General features: G+C 63.1%; 17 protein-coding genes. 10 read left to right on the top strand and 7 right to left on the bottom strand.

Features of this window, described 5'->3' with window-relative positions; genetic code table 11:
- The first annotated feature begins 214 nt into the window (after positions 1-214).
- The 3 genes from KXR83_RS23635 to KXR83_RS23625 are packed head-to-tail and all read left to right on the top strand — an operon-like array spanning position 215 to position 3,887.
- Entirely contained in the window at positions 215-2,002 is a 1,788-nt protein-coding gene (locus tag KXR83_RS23635) for a hydroxysqualene dehydroxylase (RefSeq protein WP_437426947.1), read from the top strand.
- Positions 2,003-2,050: 48 nt separating this feature from the next.
- Positions 2,051-2,716 carry a TetR/AcrR family transcriptional regulator gene (locus KXR83_RS23630; RefSeq protein WP_317713707.1) on the top strand — a complete coding sequence of 222 codons (666 nt, stop codon included), beginning with the start codon at positions 2,051-2,053 and terminating at the stop codon, positions 2,714-2,716.
- Complete coding sequence (locus KXR83_RS23625; protein ID WP_437426946.1) at positions 2,667-3,887, top strand: oxygenase MpaB family protein; 1,221 nt, start codon at positions 2,667-2,669, stop codon at positions 3,885-3,887. The genes KXR83_RS23630 and KXR83_RS23625 overlap by 50 nt, the downstream gene beginning before the upstream one ends.
- 33 nt (positions 3,888-3,920) lie before the next feature.
- Here the strand turns inward: KXR83_RS23625 and KXR83_RS23620 are convergent, their stop codons facing one another.
- Positions 3,921-4,331, bottom strand: coding sequence for a RidA family protein (locus KXR83_RS23620; protein ID WP_437426945.1), 411 nt, complete (start codon positions 4,329-4,331; stop codon positions 3,921-3,923).
- Positions 4,332-4,411: 80 nt separating this feature from the next.
- On the opposite strand from KXR83_RS23620, the gene KXR83_RS23615 reads away from it, so the two are divergent.
- Entirely contained in the window at positions 4,412-4,783 is a 372-nt protein-coding gene (locus KXR83_RS23615) for a winged helix-turn-helix transcriptional regulator (RefSeq protein WP_437426944.1), read from the top strand.
- A gap of 48 nt (positions 4,784-4,831) precedes the next feature.
- Here the strand turns inward: KXR83_RS23615 and KXR83_RS23610 are convergent, their stop codons facing one another.
- The 3 genes from KXR83_RS23610 to KXR83_RS23600 are packed head-to-tail and all read right to left on the bottom strand — an operon-like array spanning position 4,832 to position 6,627.
- Entirely contained in the window at positions 4,832-5,260 is a 429-nt protein-coding gene (locus KXR83_RS23610; protein WP_437426943.1) for an MmcQ/YjbR family DNA-binding protein, read from the bottom strand.
- A complete protein-coding gene (locus KXR83_RS23605; protein WP_437426942.1) occupies positions 5,184-6,110 on the bottom strand; it encodes a cytochrome c oxidase assembly protein in 927 nt (308 codons plus the stop codon). The genes KXR83_RS23610 and KXR83_RS23605 overlap by 77 nt, the downstream gene beginning before the upstream one ends.
- Positions 6,097-6,627 (bottom strand): DUF2243 domain-containing protein, encoded by a 531-nt coding sequence (locus tag KXR83_RS23600; protein WP_437426941.1) that lies wholly within the window; start codon positions 6,625-6,627, stop codon positions 6,097-6,099. Before KXR83_RS23600 ends, KXR83_RS23605 begins: the two co-directional genes overlap by 14 nt.
- Before the next feature lie 99 nt (positions 6,628-6,726).
- Here KXR83_RS23600 and KXR83_RS23595 point away from each other — a divergent pair, with 99 nt between their 5' ends.
- From KXR83_RS23595 to KXR83_RS23580, 4 genes are all read left to right on the top strand, one after another.
- The gene (locus KXR83_RS23595) at positions 6,727-7,269 is read left to right on the top strand and encodes a hypothetical protein (RefSeq protein ID WP_437426940.1); all 543 of its coding nucleotides are present in this window, start codon (positions 6,727-6,729) and stop codon (positions 7,267-7,269) included.
- 129 nt (positions 7,270-7,398) lie between these two features.
- Positions 7,399-8,616 (top strand): L,D-transpeptidase, encoded by a 1,218-nt coding sequence (locus KXR83_RS23590; protein ID WP_437427056.1) that lies wholly within the window; start codon positions 7,399-7,401, stop codon positions 8,614-8,616.
- 54 nt (positions 8,617-8,670) lie between these two features.
- Entirely contained in the window at positions 8,671-9,018 is a 348-nt protein-coding gene (locus tag KXR83_RS23585) for an ArsR/SmtB family transcription factor (RefSeq protein ID WP_437426939.1), read from the top strand.
- On the top strand, positions 9,018-9,722 hold the full coding sequence (locus KXR83_RS23580; protein WP_437426938.1) for a cation transporter: 705 nt from the start codon (positions 9,018-9,020) through the stop codon (positions 9,720-9,722). The genes KXR83_RS23585 and KXR83_RS23580 overlap by 1 nt, the downstream gene beginning before the upstream one ends.
- Before the next feature lie 79 nt (positions 9,723-9,801).
- Here the strand turns inward: KXR83_RS23580 and KXR83_RS23575 are convergent, their stop codons facing one another.
- Positions 9,802-11,193 carry a PLP-dependent aminotransferase family protein gene (locus tag KXR83_RS23575; protein ID WP_437426937.1) on the bottom strand — a complete coding sequence of 464 codons (1,392 nt, stop codon included), beginning with the start codon at positions 11,191-11,193 and terminating at the stop codon, positions 9,802-9,804.
- A gap of 218 nt (positions 11,194-11,411) precedes the next feature.
- Between KXR83_RS23575 and KXR83_RS23570 the strand changes: the two genes are divergently transcribed.
- Together KXR83_RS23570 and KXR83_RS23565 are read left to right on the top strand one after the other, a co-directional pair.
- A complete protein-coding gene (locus KXR83_RS23570) occupies positions 11,412-11,966 on the top strand; it encodes a YczE/YyaS/YitT family protein (RefSeq protein ID WP_437426936.1) in 555 nt (184 codons plus the stop codon).
- Positions 11,967-12,067: 101 nt separating this feature from the next.
- Entirely contained in the window at positions 12,068-12,361 is a 294-nt protein-coding gene (locus KXR83_RS23565) for a DUF4287 domain-containing protein (protein WP_437426935.1), read from the top strand.
- Positions 12,362-12,409: 48 nt separating this feature from the next.
- On the opposite strand, the gene KXR83_RS23560 is transcribed toward KXR83_RS23565, so the two are convergent.
- Both KXR83_RS23560 and KXR83_RS23555 read right to left on the bottom strand, forming a co-directional pair.
- Positions 12,410-12,709 (bottom strand): hypothetical protein, encoded by a 300-nt coding sequence (locus tag KXR83_RS23560; protein WP_437426934.1) that lies wholly within the window; start codon positions 12,707-12,709, stop codon positions 12,410-12,412.
- Positions 12,710-13,489: 780 nt separating this feature from the next.
- Positions 13,490-13,987 carry a hypothetical protein gene (locus KXR83_RS23555; RefSeq protein ID WP_437427055.1) on the bottom strand — a complete coding sequence of 166 codons (498 nt, stop codon included), beginning with the start codon at positions 13,985-13,987 and terminating at the stop codon, positions 13,490-13,492.
- Positions 13,988-13,990: the final 3 nt, after the last annotated feature.

The raw sequence follows: 13,990 nt of genomic DNA, 5'->3' as shown, positions 1-13,990 counted from the left end.
GCCGCACCATGTCAGTAGGCATTGTAACAATGTAAAATGTCACTATCCCACACTGAGATGCTTGCCGCGCGAGTGGCGCCGGTTGTCCCAGTTCGGCCAATCTCCAGCACTAGCGAATGCAACAGTGTATCTATAGTTGTGGCATTGACTTCCCATTGACGCGCTGGATCTAGATGCATGGTCCGCGTGTCTCTGGCTTACGAAGGCGTATGACATGGACAATTCGGGGGTTTCTCGCCGCGCGGTGTTGCGCGGGATGGCGATGGGGTCAGCGGCTGTGGCGGGCACAGCCGCAGCCGGACATCTGGGGCTGGGGCAGGCGTGGGCCGCTCCGCCCGCCGATCGCCGGGTGGCCGTTCTCGGTGGAGGTATCGCGGGGTTGACCGCGGCGCACGAGTTGGCCGAGCGTGGCTACGAGGTCACGGTGTACGAACGGCGCGCGCTCGGAGGCAAAGCGCGCAGCATGGATGCCACCACCATGCGCTTTGGTGGTGGTCGCAAGCCGTTGCCGGGGGAGCACGGGTTCCGGTTCTTTCCGGGCTTCTATCAGGCCGTTCCGGACACGATGCGGCGAATACCGTTCCGTGGCAATCCAAACGGGGTCCGTGACAATCTGGTGCCGGCTCTGACGGCCACGGGGGCGTACAACGGCCCCGAGATCACTGCGCCATTCGCTTTGGACTTCAACGCGATCGGTCTGGCTGCCCACCCGGAACGGTTGGTCAAGTCGTTGCTCGGCGGGTTGATCTACGCGCCGCGGCTGCCCTATCTGGACCTTCTGGGTCTGGCGCAGAGATTACTGGTGTACTTCACGAGCTGCGACGAGCGGCGGTTCGGTCAATACGAGTACCAGACATTCGCCCATTTTGCTCGCGCCGAGAACGCCCATCCGAACTATCTGTGGGTGATCTCTACTGTCACCAGGACTTTGGTTGCGGCGAAGGAGAACATCGCCAGCGCCCGAACCATCTGCAACATGGCTGAAGCCTTCCTCCTGAACATCATCAACCGCGGGTCGCAGGGCTATCCGGACATGGTCTTGAATGCGCCCACGAACGAGGCGTGGATCGACCCGTGGGTGGCGCACCTGCGCGGTATGGGCGTGCGGTTCGAAATGGGTAGCACTCTGCAGTCGCTGACGACCAAAGACGGCCGGATCGGTTCGGTGCGGATCACTGACGCAAACGGCGGCCCTACTGAGGTGGACGCCGATTGGTTCGTGTTGGCTGTACCGCCTGAGAAGGTGGTGCCACTTTTGGGCGCAGACGTGCTGAAACTGGATCCTTCGCTCGAGAGGATCTCGAAGTTGTTCTCCGACTGGATGACCGGCATCCAGTTCTACCTCGACATCAACGAGCCCATCGCTCCGGGACACATAGGATTCATCGAATCGCCGTGGCGCCTGACCGGCATCCAGCAGGGCCAGTTCTGGCATGGCCGCAACATCGCCCGCGACTACGGCGACGGTACCGTCCGCGACATCTTGTCGGTGGACATCTCCGAGTGGAACACACCCGGGTCGAACGGTAAGACCGCGAAACAGTGCAGCCCTGAGGAGATCGCCCAGGAGACCTGGCGTCAGGTCGTGACCACACAGTCGGGTCGATTGTTGTTGCCGGACAAGCTGACCGACGCAAATTTGAAGGGATGGTTCCTCGACCCGGGTATCGGTTGGAATCCGCAGACCCGTGCGCTGACGAACGAGGACCCGTTGCTGATCAACACGGCCGGCTCCTGGGACAACCGGCCCAATGCGGGCACCGGGATACCGAATCTGTTCCTGGCCGGCGACTATTGCCGCAGTCAGATCGATCTCGCGACAATGGAAAGCGCGAACGAGGGCGGCCGCAACGCGGCGAACGCTGTGCTCGAGGCGTCAGGATCCAATGCCTCACGGGCACGGCTGTGGCAACACACCACGATCGCCGAGTTCGATGGCGCGCGTCAACTGGATCGCGATCGATGGCGCGCGGGGTTGCCGAACGTGCTGGACATCCCGTGACGGCGCCGGACAGTCGACGCAATGCAACACGGTTTGTAGAGTCGCTACATGACGGTAGAGCACGACGAGGTCGACGAGAAGATCATGGACGCCACGCTCGACCGGATCCTCCAGGTAGGGATTCGTCGGGCGAGCCTGGAAGACATTGCCCGGCGAATCGGGATGAACCGCGCCACGATTCACCGCCGGTTCGTGGGCAAGGACAATCTGATCGAGGCGGTGCTCGAGCGCGAGACGCACCGAATGCTGGCGGAGGTCACCGCAATCGCGACGACTGCGCCAGGAGTCGACGCCCAGATCGAAGAGACAGTGCTTCACGTGCTGCTGCAGACCCGCATCCACACATTGGTGACACAGCTCCTTCGTGTGGCGCCCGAAGAAGCCCTCACCTTCTACACCGTGCAGGGTGAGCGGCTCGTCGGTATCGGCATCGACTACATCGTCGGGCTCCTCGACCACGCCCAACAGGCCGGTGTCATTGCCCGCTACGACCCGAGGCCGATCGCCGAACTGGTTGCCCGACTTTCTCATTCATTGATGCTCACTCCTGGAAGCGGGGGGAGCGTCGACTTCACCGACCACGAGCAAGCACGTCGGTTCGTTCGCACGACTCTCGTGCCCCTCATCAAGTTCGGCATCGCCGCATCACCGGAGGACAATCCCGATGACACCATCAACAGCAGTACCCACCCGGCATCCCCGCAAGCCCCGTAAAAGCCTGGGACTAGGCCCGTTCGCCCGCTTGCTGGGGATAGGGAGCCCCACTCCACAACGGTGGGACGGGTTGGGCGAATCGTTGCTGATCGGCGATGACCCGATGGACCGCCTCGTCGATTGGATGTACGCCGAGGGCATGGCGGACACCCGGCCACTGTTCGACCAGGCCCTGCGTACGGGAATCGACACCATGCCCGATGCGCCGCCACCCCTTCGGTTGTTTTTCGAGATGGTTGAAGACACTCCTGACTGGGTTGACGACGGTCTCCTGCGGCACGGGGAGAGGGTTTATCGCTCAGGTGGTACTGATTCGCTGTACTTCTCGCGAGACGTGTCGTTCCTAGGGGGCTACCTCGCTTCCGGATTCAACAAGACGCTCATTCGTACCGGTGCACTCGAAACGGGCCCTGCCCGACGGTTCGCCGAGACACTCCAATGGGCCATGGACATCTCGAGCGACCAGGGTATGGCCAAGTTCGGGCAGGGCTATCGATCCACACTGCACGTGCGCCTCATCCACTCCATCGTGCGCAGGCACGTGGGTGCGATGCCCGATTGGTGCACCGACGAGTGGGGTATACCCATCAACCAAACCGACATGGCCGCAACTCTTTTAGGCGCATTGCTGGCGCCGATCGTAGGTGGTATGGCCTTCGGTCTCATTCCCTCGCGCAGCGATATGGAAGCCGCAGCCCACCTGACCCGGTACGTCGGCTGGCTGATCGGGGTAGAGGAGCAGTGGCTGCCACGCAGCTTCCACGATGGGGTGGCGCTGTTACATCACTGCCTTGCCGCGATCACCAATCCCGATGACACCAGCCGACAGATGGCGCTACCGATGATGAACGACCCGTTGTCCTGGAACTACCCGAACCTGCCGGGTGTGCGCGGCCGCATTGCCCGCGCCCAGCACCTGTCGGTGACCAGCGCGTTTCTGGGACCCGCGGCGATGAAACGCCTCGGGCTGCCTGCCTGGGTTCTTCCGTGGTACCCGGCCGTGAGAATCCCGATCAATCTTGCACGCACTGCATGGTTTCGGCTGATTCCGGGCGGCACCGAGCGCGCCGCGAGGCATGGAAGGCAGGAGCAGGAAGCGTTCTTGCGCCGACTGATCGGTGACACGAGTGCCGTCGTCGGAGGGTCTGCTGTCCACCACGCCAACGGCTAGTACGCACAGGCCATCGGCAATCGGGCCCGCGCGTCAGTCGAGGATGGCGGTGGCCTCGACTTCGACAAGGACGTCGGGTTCGAAGAGGTAGTCGACGCCGATCAGTGAGGCGGGTGGCATCGGTTGCGGCAGTCCGATCTCGGCAGAGACTCGCTCGACCCCCGCCATGAACTCGGTGATCTTCTCCGGCGTCCAGTGCGTGACATAGAACGTCAGTCGCAGCACGTCCGAGAAGGTGGCACCGGCACCAGTCAATCCCGTTGCAGTGTTGCGCAGAGCCTGTTCGACCTGTCCGGCCAGGTCGTCGGGAGCCACCGGCGTTCCGTCCGCGAGACGGGCTATCTGACCACTGACATGCACGTGCCGTGACCCGGTACCAACTGCGACGTGGTGGTAAGGCGTCGGCTGGGTCATGCCTGCGGGGGTGGAGTAATCGACGGTCATGTTTCTCTCCTTGTGTTTGTCGGGATGGGTATACATTTGATACCTGGTACATCAAGGACACTTCAAGGAGACCAGGTTTCATGACGGATACCTCGGCGGCCGAACTCACGGTCAGCGCACCACACCGCGAACTGCTGGACCAGGTGCTCGACAAGTGGTCGTTGGCGGTCCTCAATGAGCTCTGTGAGCGCCCACGTCGTTTCAACGAATTGCGGCGGTTGATTCCGGTTGTCACCCAGAAGTCCCTCACCGCAACGCTTCGCAAGCTCGAGAGGAACGGGATTGTGGAACGGGTACTGCTCAGCTCGCGACCGGTCGCGGTCGAGTACCGGATCACCCCGCTCGGAAAGACGCTCCGTCCGCCCATCGATGTCATCCTCCAGTGGGCCACTGCGCACATGCCCGACATCGAAAGGGCCCGTGCCGAGTTCGATGCAGCCGATGAGGATTGAGCTGAATCGTTGGCATGCCGGAAACGCAAGGTCGGCCCGGCGCGACGTCTACTGTCCGTCGCTGGTGCGTCCCTGCGGCGCGCGGAGTAGATAGCTCTCGGTCAGGAGTTCGGCGACCTCGTCCCAATCCGTCTCATGCCCGAGCAGTAACCCGATTTCGTCGCGGCGCCAAGGCGTGGCAAAAAAGGGTGCACCGCTGTGACGTAAGGCCTCGAGTTCGTCGCCACCCGAGCGGAACATGAGGACTGACGTGGGTCCGTCCGTGTCCGCAGCGGTGGCGTAAGCCGGAGGATGACCGTCGACGATGTCGAGCACGTGAGCGAAGGTCTTGGTGCCGACGCACCATCGGACGCCCACCCACGCTTGCTCTTCGCGGACCTCGGGGTGAATCAGGCAGATCTCACGGACCCGCCCTGCGACGTCGTCGAACGATGGCGTCCGTGTCGGCGAATCGTCCGGGCTCTCGGAGCTGTTCACGACCGCTACCGTAGCTCTGCACTCCTGCGCTCGACCTCCCCTTCGAGAGGGAGATGTCCAGTCGCCGATGTTCTCGTGCCCGAAGGCGGCCCTCTCGGCAGTACCACCCGTATCCGAGCATCGCGGCGAGGGCGAGTTCAGCCAGATCGCCTCCGTAATACATCACCTGAGAAGCTGTGTGGCGGTCCCCGGCCTCGATGAACACCCCGGGCGGCGGCCACTCGTACAAGGTCTTGGCGAGCACTGCGTGTGCCGCGCCGGCCACGAAGAGGATGAGGCCTCTGAGTAGAAGGCCATAGCGTCGGCGCACTGGTTCCAGTTGGAGGATCGACGTCGTGAACAACATGCCGGCCGCGAACACGTGGAGATGGACCGCCACGTTCAGCCAGGAGTGCTCGTGCATCGCGGCGAACAACGGCGTCCGATATATCAACCACAGGCCGCCCATGTCGATGACCGCGGCGACGGGCGGAGCCACGACCACCGCCGCGTAGCGCGAATGCGCGAGCGCGAGAACTGTACGTCGGGCCGGTCCGGGCCGGAGTGCCCGCAGTGCGAGGGTCACCGGTCGCGCGACCACCAGAAACAACGGCGCGACCATTCCCACCAGGAGATGTGCCCACATGTGTGCGGTGAACATCGGCTGGGCCGGCAGCACCGCTGCGGCGGCCACCGTTGCGCACCCGAGAGCCCACGCGCAGTCACGTGCCCATGGCCATCGATTGCCTCGAACCCGCAATCGAACCGACGCTGCGACATAGATCAGCAGCGCTCCGATGGCCATCGCGACGACGATGAGCGCCCACGGCCCGGGGGCCGCGGCACCCACCGGGTGGTCATGGTGATGCATCAGAAGTCGTTGTGCGCAGGGGGCTTCGGCGTGCGCGCACCATCAATCCGGTACCGATGAGCACGAGGAGCAACCCGGCCGCATTCCAGGCGAGGTCATACAGCAAGAGATCCACGTCGTACCGCACCTGATGCGTTCGCAGAACTTTGTGGTCGATGATGCCGTCGAAGAGTTGGAATCCGCCGAGTCCCAGGAAGATCCCCGCAGTGAAGTGCCGCCCGGCGAGCGCGCGCCGACGACGCAGGTCTGCGTAGAGGACAAAACCGGCAACCAGCAGAAGTACCTCAGCGGTGTGCAACAACCCGTCGGAGAGCAAACCGATTGCCGGCGTGGAACGGTCGAAGAAGTGGTGCCAGGCGAGAAGCTGGTGGAAGACGATCTCGTCCACCGCGGCCATGAATGCGATACCGAGGACAACGCCGCTCGTGATCGATGGCCGTGGTGCGGACTCAGCTACCTGTGCTGACCGGAGGTGGGACTTACCGTCCCCACCTGCCGTCGTCGGTGATTCTTCCACGGGAAAGGTCTTCCGTTCACGGTTGTGCGTCGGCATCACCGGCGGTGCGGGAGTGGTCTCACCCGATTCGGCGTGCGCGCAGTGGGTACCCGTGGGGACATGTTGAAAAACTCTGTGATCGAGGGCTTGGTCGCCGGCACCGTCGGAGGCGCCGTGATGACGCTTGGGGAGAAGTTCGAACAGAAACTGACCGGACGCCCGAGTTCCTACGTTCCGGCGCTGGTGCTCGAACGGCTGACCGGGTTGGGCGAGAAGCCAGGTCAGCAACCGGTGTGGGCGAACTGGGTGATGCATTACGGCCAGGCCGCGGCGCTGGGCGTTCTCCGGTCGGTGATGTCGGAGGTCGGTCTGCGTGGTCCGGTGGCGTCGGCAAAGTTCACCGTCGTCCGCCTGACCAACGACCAGATCTTGGAGAACGCGACCGGTGTCGGCGCGCCTCCGGAGACGTGGCCTCGGTCAGAGATCGTGATCGACGTCCTGCACAAGGCCGTGTACGCCTTCACCACGGGAGTCATCACAGACGCCCTCGCGGCTCGGCGTGGGCCAGGCCCCGGCCAGCAGCATGCGGCTGTGCTCCCCGGTCGCCACCCAGATGTCGGGCCGATCTCGCGCGATCGGGCCAAACGTCGACTCCTCGGCTGATCGCCGGACCACCGGGCCCAATCGGACGGATGACGGTTTCTTTAAAGAATCCGTAAACTGTCAGCAGTCTGTATGAGTCGTCGTGGAGGAGTGTGTCGAGTGGTCGAACGCCATCGGGATCAAGGTGGTCTGATCAGTCGACGCGGGCTGCTCATCGCCGGGGGCGGTGCGCTTGCGGCTGTGGTGGCCGCGTGCTCGACGGAGGGCGGATCGTCCCCACAGGAAAAGTCGGCATCCCCGCCTCCTCCAGAGGCGGTGGTGACCTTCGAACCGGCCCCGGGTGCGGCGAACTTCGATCCGCTGGGTCCGGTGTTGGTCTCGGTGACCCGAGGAACTCTGGTCGATGTGGTGATGACGAACAACGAGGGACGCGTTGTCCCCGGTGTGATGACGCCTGATCGGGCCGCGTGGAAACCCGAAACGCCGCTGGGATACACCAAAACGTATGCACTGCAGGTGACTACGCGCGACGACGAGGGCCGTACCCGCACTCATTCGAGCTCGTTCAGCACTCTCGCGCCGAACAATCTGACCATGCCGTCCTTTGTCACCACCGGTGGTAACGCGCTGAACGACGGCGCCACGTTCGGAATCGGCATCGTGACGGTGGTGCACTTCGACGAACCGGTGCCCGACCGGGCGGCCGCGCAACGGTGCCTGTCCATCCAGACCGAGCCCGCCGTGGAGGGCCAGTGGAGCTGGCTCGATGATCAGAACGTGCACTGGCGCCCTCGTGAGTATTACGCGCCGGGTACGCGGGTCACGGTACGCGCCGACGTGTACGGCATCGATCTCGGAAACGGGCTCTACGGCCAGGACAACGCTGCCTGCTCATTCACGATCGGCGACTCCCACGTGTCCATCGCCGACGACACCACCAAGCAGGTCAGCGTGTACGTCAACGGGCAACTCGCACGCACGATGCCCACTTCGATGGGCCGCGGCGGCACCGAAACAGTCAACGGCAAAACCATCCATTTCTGGACCCAGCCGGGCGTCTATACCGTTCTGAGCAAGGCCAATCCGGTGATCATGGACTCCTCGACCTACGGCCTTCCGGTCAACTCCCGGCTCGGCTACCGCGAGACCATCTACTACGCCACCCGCATCAGCAACGACGGCATCTACCTGCACCAGCTCGAGGACACCATCGCCCAACAAGGCAACACCAACATGTCGTCGGGCTGCCTGAACCTCAACCCGGACAACGCCAGGTGGTTCTACGACCTGTCGGTGACGGGAGATGTTGTCGAGGTACGCAACACCGGCGGCCCGCCGCTGGAGCAGTGGCAGAACGGTGACTGGAGCATTCCCTGGGAGCAGTGGGTGGCCGGCAGCGCGCTGTAGTTCCTGCGCTAGGCGGCCGCAAGTCGATCAAGGTGTCGCTGAATTCAGAAATCTATGTACTATCAGTGGGTGACCACTGCTGCGATGCACCGAGATGCGCTGTCCCGATTCGGCTATGCGCTCTCGGACGTGACCCGTACCGAGGTGCTGATGATCTTGCGGGATGGTCCCGCCTACCCATCAGACCTTGCCGACCGGATCGGCGTCTCTCGTCAAACCCTTTCCAATCATCTGGCGTGCCTGCGTGGGTGCGGTCTGGTGGTCGCTGTGCCAGAAGGTCGGCGAAGCCGCTATGAACTGGCCGACGCCAGAATCGGTGTGGCGCTCGATGATCTGCTCGGTGTGGTGCTGGTGGTGGACCCCGACTGCTGCGACGCTGCTTCAACACAGAACTGCTGCTGATGTCTCAGCACATGGGTGTCCCGGGGCGGGCGGCTGCTGAAGCGTTGCCTGACGCACGGAAAAACCTGCTGGCCAAGAGGATTCGGTGGTTCGTGGCGATCACGATCGCCTACAACGTGGTCGAGGCGGTCGTTGCGATCAGCGAGGGCGCACGTGTCTCGTCAGTTGCCTTGATCGGTTTCGGTCTCGACTCGATCATCGAGGTGTCGTCTGCGGCGGCGGTGGCCTGGCAGTTCGCCGGTAAGAAACCCGAGGACCGCGAGAAGGTTGCCCTGCGCGTCATCGCCTTGTCGTTTTTCGCTCTCGCTTTGTACGTGAGCGTTGATGCCCTGCGCGCTTTGGCCGGCGGGGGAGAAGCCGGTCACTCGGTCGTCGGCATCGTTCTGACGGCCACCAGTGTGGTCATCATGCCCATCTTGTCGTGGGCGCAACGCCGCGCGGGACGAGAACTCGGCTCATTGTCCGCTGTTGCCGATTCCAAACAGACGTTGCTGTGCACCTACCTCTCGGCGATAGTGCTGCTGGGATTGGTGCTCAACAGCACCGTCGGCTGGTCTTGGGCAGACCCGATCGCTGCGCTGCTCGTTGCCGCCATTGCGGTGCGCGAGGGCGTCAACGCCTGGAAGGGTGACACATGTTGCCCCTCGCCGGTCGGCATCGACAGAAGTCGCTCATCAGGCCACGACTGCGACTGCTGTCCGTGAGGGACTTTGCTCTGCTGCAACGTGTTTCCTGTGCTGAGTCGCCCGGCACAGTCGACCGACCTCGATCGGGTCGTGCAGGTCAGGCAATGGGCGCGGGTTCGTGTCGGCCCTGTCTGCCGTCATGGAGTGCCTGAAAGGCGTTCGACAGCCTCACGGTTGCGGTGTCCAGGACATCGCCATCGAGGGTGTACGGCAGCCGGACATGTCGCTCGAACGCGCCCGTCGGGCTGAAGCGCGGGCCGGCGGCAAGGAGGAGGCCGTGGTCGGGTGCCACGGCGGCGAGTCTTGTGCTCAACGCGGCCGGCATTGTCGCCCATAGCGAGATGCCTCCCGCCGGCACCGGAGCTTGCCATGACGGGACGTTTTGAGAGAGCCCTTCTTTGAGACGTTTCCGTTGTTGTCGGAGCTGCTCGAGTCGTTGTGGGAGGAAGTCGTCGAGGCGGCTCAAGAGATTGGCCGCAGCGATCTGCTCTACATATGGCGTCCCGAGATCGAGAGCCGACCGCGCGTGCGCGAGTTGCTGCACCGTCTCGGTAGAGGCTCTCACCCAGCCGATGCGTAAACCGCCCCAGATACTCTTGGACACCGACCCGATGCTGATGGTCCGCCGGTCGTAGAGCGCGAAAGACGTTGCGGGGTTGTCATCCAGGCACAGGTCGGCCATCGTCTCGTCAACTATGGCCGGGCAATTCAATCCCAGATCCGGGCGTACTGCGGAGGGCATCGTCAGTCCGGTCGGGTTGTGATTGTCGAGGGTGAGGTATGCGAATCGGGCGCCGGTGCTCGATGTTCGCAGCCGAGCCGTATCCCACCCCTCCTGCGTCAGCGCTACGGGGATGAACCGAGCGCGTCCCGAAGCGAGTCTCGAGATGGCGTGCGGGTAGGTCGGGTGGTCGATGACCACCTGGTCGCCGGGCGAGATGAAAGCATGCACGATGAGCGACAGCCCATGCTGAGCGCCGTTGGTGATCAAGATCTGCCCCGGGCCCGTGGGTACGCCTCGGCCCTCGTACCACCGTGAGACGGCTTCGCGGAGAACCGGCAGACCGAGCGCATCGTACCCTCGATCACTGAAGTAGTGCGGAAGCTGTTCCAGCGCAGCTTGATAGGCGTGATGGAGCACCTTGACGGGAGCTGTGGGTGCGCCTCGGGACAGGTCGATGAGGTCGTCCCATTTCGCTGATGACGCCACCGGCGTCGGTTTCGCCGGAAGGCGGACGACCGCCTTCGCTCGAGGGTGGGTCGCCAGGTATCCCTGGTCGATGAGCGCGCGGTACGCGGTGCTGACGGTGGTGCGGCTGACCCCGAGGTGAGCGGCGAGGTCCCGTTCGCCCGGTATCGACGCACCCAGCACCAGGCGACCGTCGAGAATCAGGAGTCGAAGACTGTCTGTGAGACGTTGGTGCGCCGGCCCAGGGCCCTCGCGCCATTGTCCGAGGAGGCGCGCCACGGTTTCGGACGAGGTCGGCATGTAGCCAGCATCGCTCATTTGGCTATGGATTCCAAGGCCAGATCGGCCGACCCTGGGGCCATACACAACGTCCTTCAACGCGGTCACTCCGGGATGAGGCATCACTGTCCGCTCCGGTGTTGCCTCGGCTCAATGCGGTCGAGCAGTTTCGGGCGGGTCGCAAGGCCCGCAGAATCCCGCAACTCCTCGTCGGTCTGGCGGGCTACGGGGTGGCGGTCATGATGCTCGTACAGTCCGGCCTCGGCGCCGCAAGTTGGAACGTCCTGTCCGAGGGTGTCTCTCAGGTGCTGGGAATCTCCTTCGGGTTCGCGACAAATCTCATCGCGCTGTCGGTGATGGTGTTCTGGTTACCCACGCGTGAGCTTCCGGGCCTGGGAACGCTTCTCAACGTCGTGGTGGTGGGTGCAGCGGCCGACCTGACCGCTGTCGCGCTACCGACTCCGCAGCATCTGGCGGCGCAGATGGTGATGCTTTGCTTCGGCTTGGTTCTTCTCGCGTTTTGTGACGCTCTCTACCTTGGCGCTCAATTCGGGGCGGGTCCGCGTGACGGCCTCATGACCGGTTTGGTGAGGCTGACCGGCAGGCCGATTTGGCTGGTACGCACAGCAATCGAGGTGGTGGTCGCCACAGCGGGCTGGCTCATGGGTGGGACTCTCGGGCTCGGCACCGTGCTCGTCGCCGTGTCGATGGGTCCACTTGTCGGACTTCTTCTGCCGCCGTTGAGCGTTGACATTCGCCAAGCCGCACGGTGCGCCCGCGACCAGACCCGATGAGAATCATCGCCGCCGGTAGTTTCTTCTCAGCCGGGTCGGCGTGTGTGGCAGCGATCGGAATGTAGTACCCAGACAGATGACCAACCATCTAAGGAGCTCTTATGTCATTTCAGGCGTACCTCGACAACATCGAAGGGAAGACCGGACTCACCCCGCGGCAGTTCGTCGACCGAGCCCACGAAAGAGGCTACGGCGCAGACACCAAGGCAACCGTCATAGTCGAATGGCTCAAGCACGACTATGACCTGGGGCGCGGACATGCGATGGCGCTTGCACATGTCATCCGAAAAGGCGCGGCGATCGACGGGAAGTTCGTCGGCGCCCCCGGCGCCCACAGCGACCCGAAAGACCATCTCTGGCTCGATGGGGTGGACAGCAAACCGCTTGGTTACTGAACCTCGTCAGGCGTCGTTCGGCTACGTCCGTCAGTACGGAATCGATCGTCAGCCCGAGTGTGATTGCGCGGGTCTGGTACCCAAGGTTTCGATGACGTCGACGACGGTGGCAATAGCGTTGTCGGACAGTCCGACCAGGCCGATCAAGAGCTCGCGAACTGCCGGGTCCGAGGTAGAAGCCAGGGCCTCCTGAACAATTCGTTCGCCGGGTACACCGGAGATTCTGTGTGGGCCCGGGGCCTCGAGAAAGTACCGGATGTCGACATCCAGTCCGGCGGCGATTGCTTCGACGTCGGAGAAGGCGGGCTCGAGTCCGTTCACAAGTTGTTTCACACGAGACTTGGTCATTGCGAAGCCTCTCGCGTTCGCTCGTGCAGCCAATTCGGTGGTTGTCATCGGTTCACCGCATTGCCCTGGTATCGAATTGAGCAGATGGTGAAGCCTTTTGGGGAACGAGCTGGATTCGCCGAGAGCTCTCTGCATCGAGCAGCACCTTCCTTTCGGGGCTTCGAAAGGTAGTCGGTTCATGCGGGGGTATGCGCACGCCGATTCCCGAGTGATCTGCATCACACACAACTGGAGGAGCTCACGCTTTTGAGCGGGCCGTCTTGATCCTGCACTGACGATTGCGTATGTTACATTTTCGCCGCTGCGCCTGAGGCGTATCGAGGGATGGCCGGCTCGGTGGCCGGGGGCATCAACAAACGTGACGACTTCGCCGTGATGATCTGTGGCCATAGGAGGCAATGATGAATGCGCTTGTCGTTTCCGATACGCGTTCGGTCTACACAACGCTGGGCTCGTTGCGGTCAGAGGGTGATGTCGGACGGCTTCTCGGCGGTCCCGTCCGGGCTTTTGGGCTGGAGCTGTTGGACAACCACCTGGATATGTGGGTTCCGATCGAACCTGATGTCTATCAACGAAATCCAGCGTTCAACGCGATTGCCTCCGTGATGCTCCTGCGATGCCACGGGGCTCACGTACCAATCTTTGGTGCAGTCGCCGTCACGGCCCGAACATCCACTGGTGCGCTGGCGCCTCTCACGCAAACCCACCATCAGTGCCTGGCTCAGTCGATCAGCGAGGTGGTAGTCGCCGTCGAGGGCTGAGCAGTGCGGCGGCCATGGCTCAGCTGAGCCATTCGCGTGAGTACACGTCTTGCCAGCGCACGTGGATTGCGCGGCACGCCTGTGTCGTGACCTTGGCACCCAAGGTGCGTACGAGCACGTCCTCGACTGCATCGCGAATGTGATCTGACATGACGGGCAGGTCATCTCGATAGCGCGCGATCAAACCGATTCGGACAGCATGTATCTGGTCGCCGGCGCCATCGAGTGAAGCGAATACCACCAGGCGACCGAGTCCGGTTCTGATCTGCGTCGCCAGTAGTTGTTTGACAACGCGGTCGCTGATCCATACCCCGGGCATATCGGTTGCCAGTGCACGAGCGGGTCGACGAACCCGATTGAGGCTGGACGAGATGACGGGGCTCAGGAAAATTCCCCAGTGGTGCTCATCGAAATTCCCCACCCGTGAGGTGGGTCTACTGTAGCGGCCGGCGGATGGTTCCGGCGGCGGTGCGGTGGTTTTCTGATCGGGCGTGGTGGTCTCGCAGGCGATAGGAATCGC

The organism is Williamsia muralis (assembly GCF_051487485.1).
GTDB classification, from domain to species: domain Bacteria; phylum Actinomycetota; class Actinomycetes; order Mycobacteriales; family Mycobacteriaceae; genus Williamsia; species Williamsia muralis_B.
The sequence above is the reverse complement of the archived record's forward strand: the minus strand, read 5'-3'. Positions and strand labels throughout refer to the sequence as shown.

Excerpts from the sequence above, each read along its gene's own strand:
- KXR83_RS23570 (WP_437426936.1), top strand. The coding sequence starts at position 11,412 with ATGATGCTCGTACAGTCCGGCCTCGGCGCCGCAAGTTGGAACGTCCTG.
- KXR83_RS23565 (WP_437426935.1), top strand. The coding sequence starts at position 12,068 with ATGTCATTTCAGGCGTACCTCGACAACATCGAAGGGAAGACCGGACTC.
- KXR83_RS23585 (WP_437426939.1), top strand. The coding sequence starts at position 8,671 with ATGTACTATCAGTGGGTGACCACTGCTGCGATGCACCGAGATGCGCTG.
- KXR83_RS23560 (WP_437426934.1), bottom strand. The coding sequence starts at position 12,709 with ATGACCAAGTCTCGTGTGAAACAACTTGTGAACGGACTCGAGCCCGCC.
- KXR83_RS23615 (WP_437426944.1), top strand. The coding sequence starts at position 4,412 with ATGACGGATACCTCGGCGGCCGAACTCACGGTCAGCGCACCACACCGC.
- KXR83_RS23635 (WP_437426947.1), top strand. The coding sequence starts at position 215 with ATGGACAATTCGGGGGTTTCTCGCCGCGCGGTGTTGCGCGGGATGGCG.
- KXR83_RS23580 (WP_437426938.1), top strand. The coding sequence starts at position 9,018 with ATGTCTCAGCACATGGGTGTCCCGGGGCGGGCGGCTGCTGAAGCGTTG.
- KXR83_RS23595 (WP_437426940.1), top strand. The coding sequence starts at position 6,727 with ATGTTGAAAAACTCTGTGATCGAGGGCTTGGTCGCCGGCACCGTCGGA.
- KXR83_RS23630 (WP_317713707.1), top strand. The coding sequence starts at position 2,051 with ATGACGGTAGAGCACGACGAGGTCGACGAGAAGATCATGGACGCCACG.
- KXR83_RS23620 (WP_437426945.1), bottom strand. The coding sequence starts at position 4,331 with ATGACCGTCGATTACTCCACCCCCGCAGGCATGACCCAGCCGACGCCT.
- KXR83_RS23605 (WP_437426942.1), bottom strand. The coding sequence starts at position 6,110 with ATGCATCACCATGACCACCCGGTGGGTGCCGCGGCCCCCGGGCCGTGG.
- KXR83_RS23575 (WP_437426937.1), bottom strand. The coding sequence starts at position 11,193 with ATGCCGACCTCGTCCGAAACCGTGGCGCGCCTCCTCGGACAATGGCGC.
- KXR83_RS23625 (WP_437426946.1), top strand. The coding sequence starts at position 2,667 with ATGACACCATCAACAGCAGTACCCACCCGGCATCCCCGCAAGCCCCGT.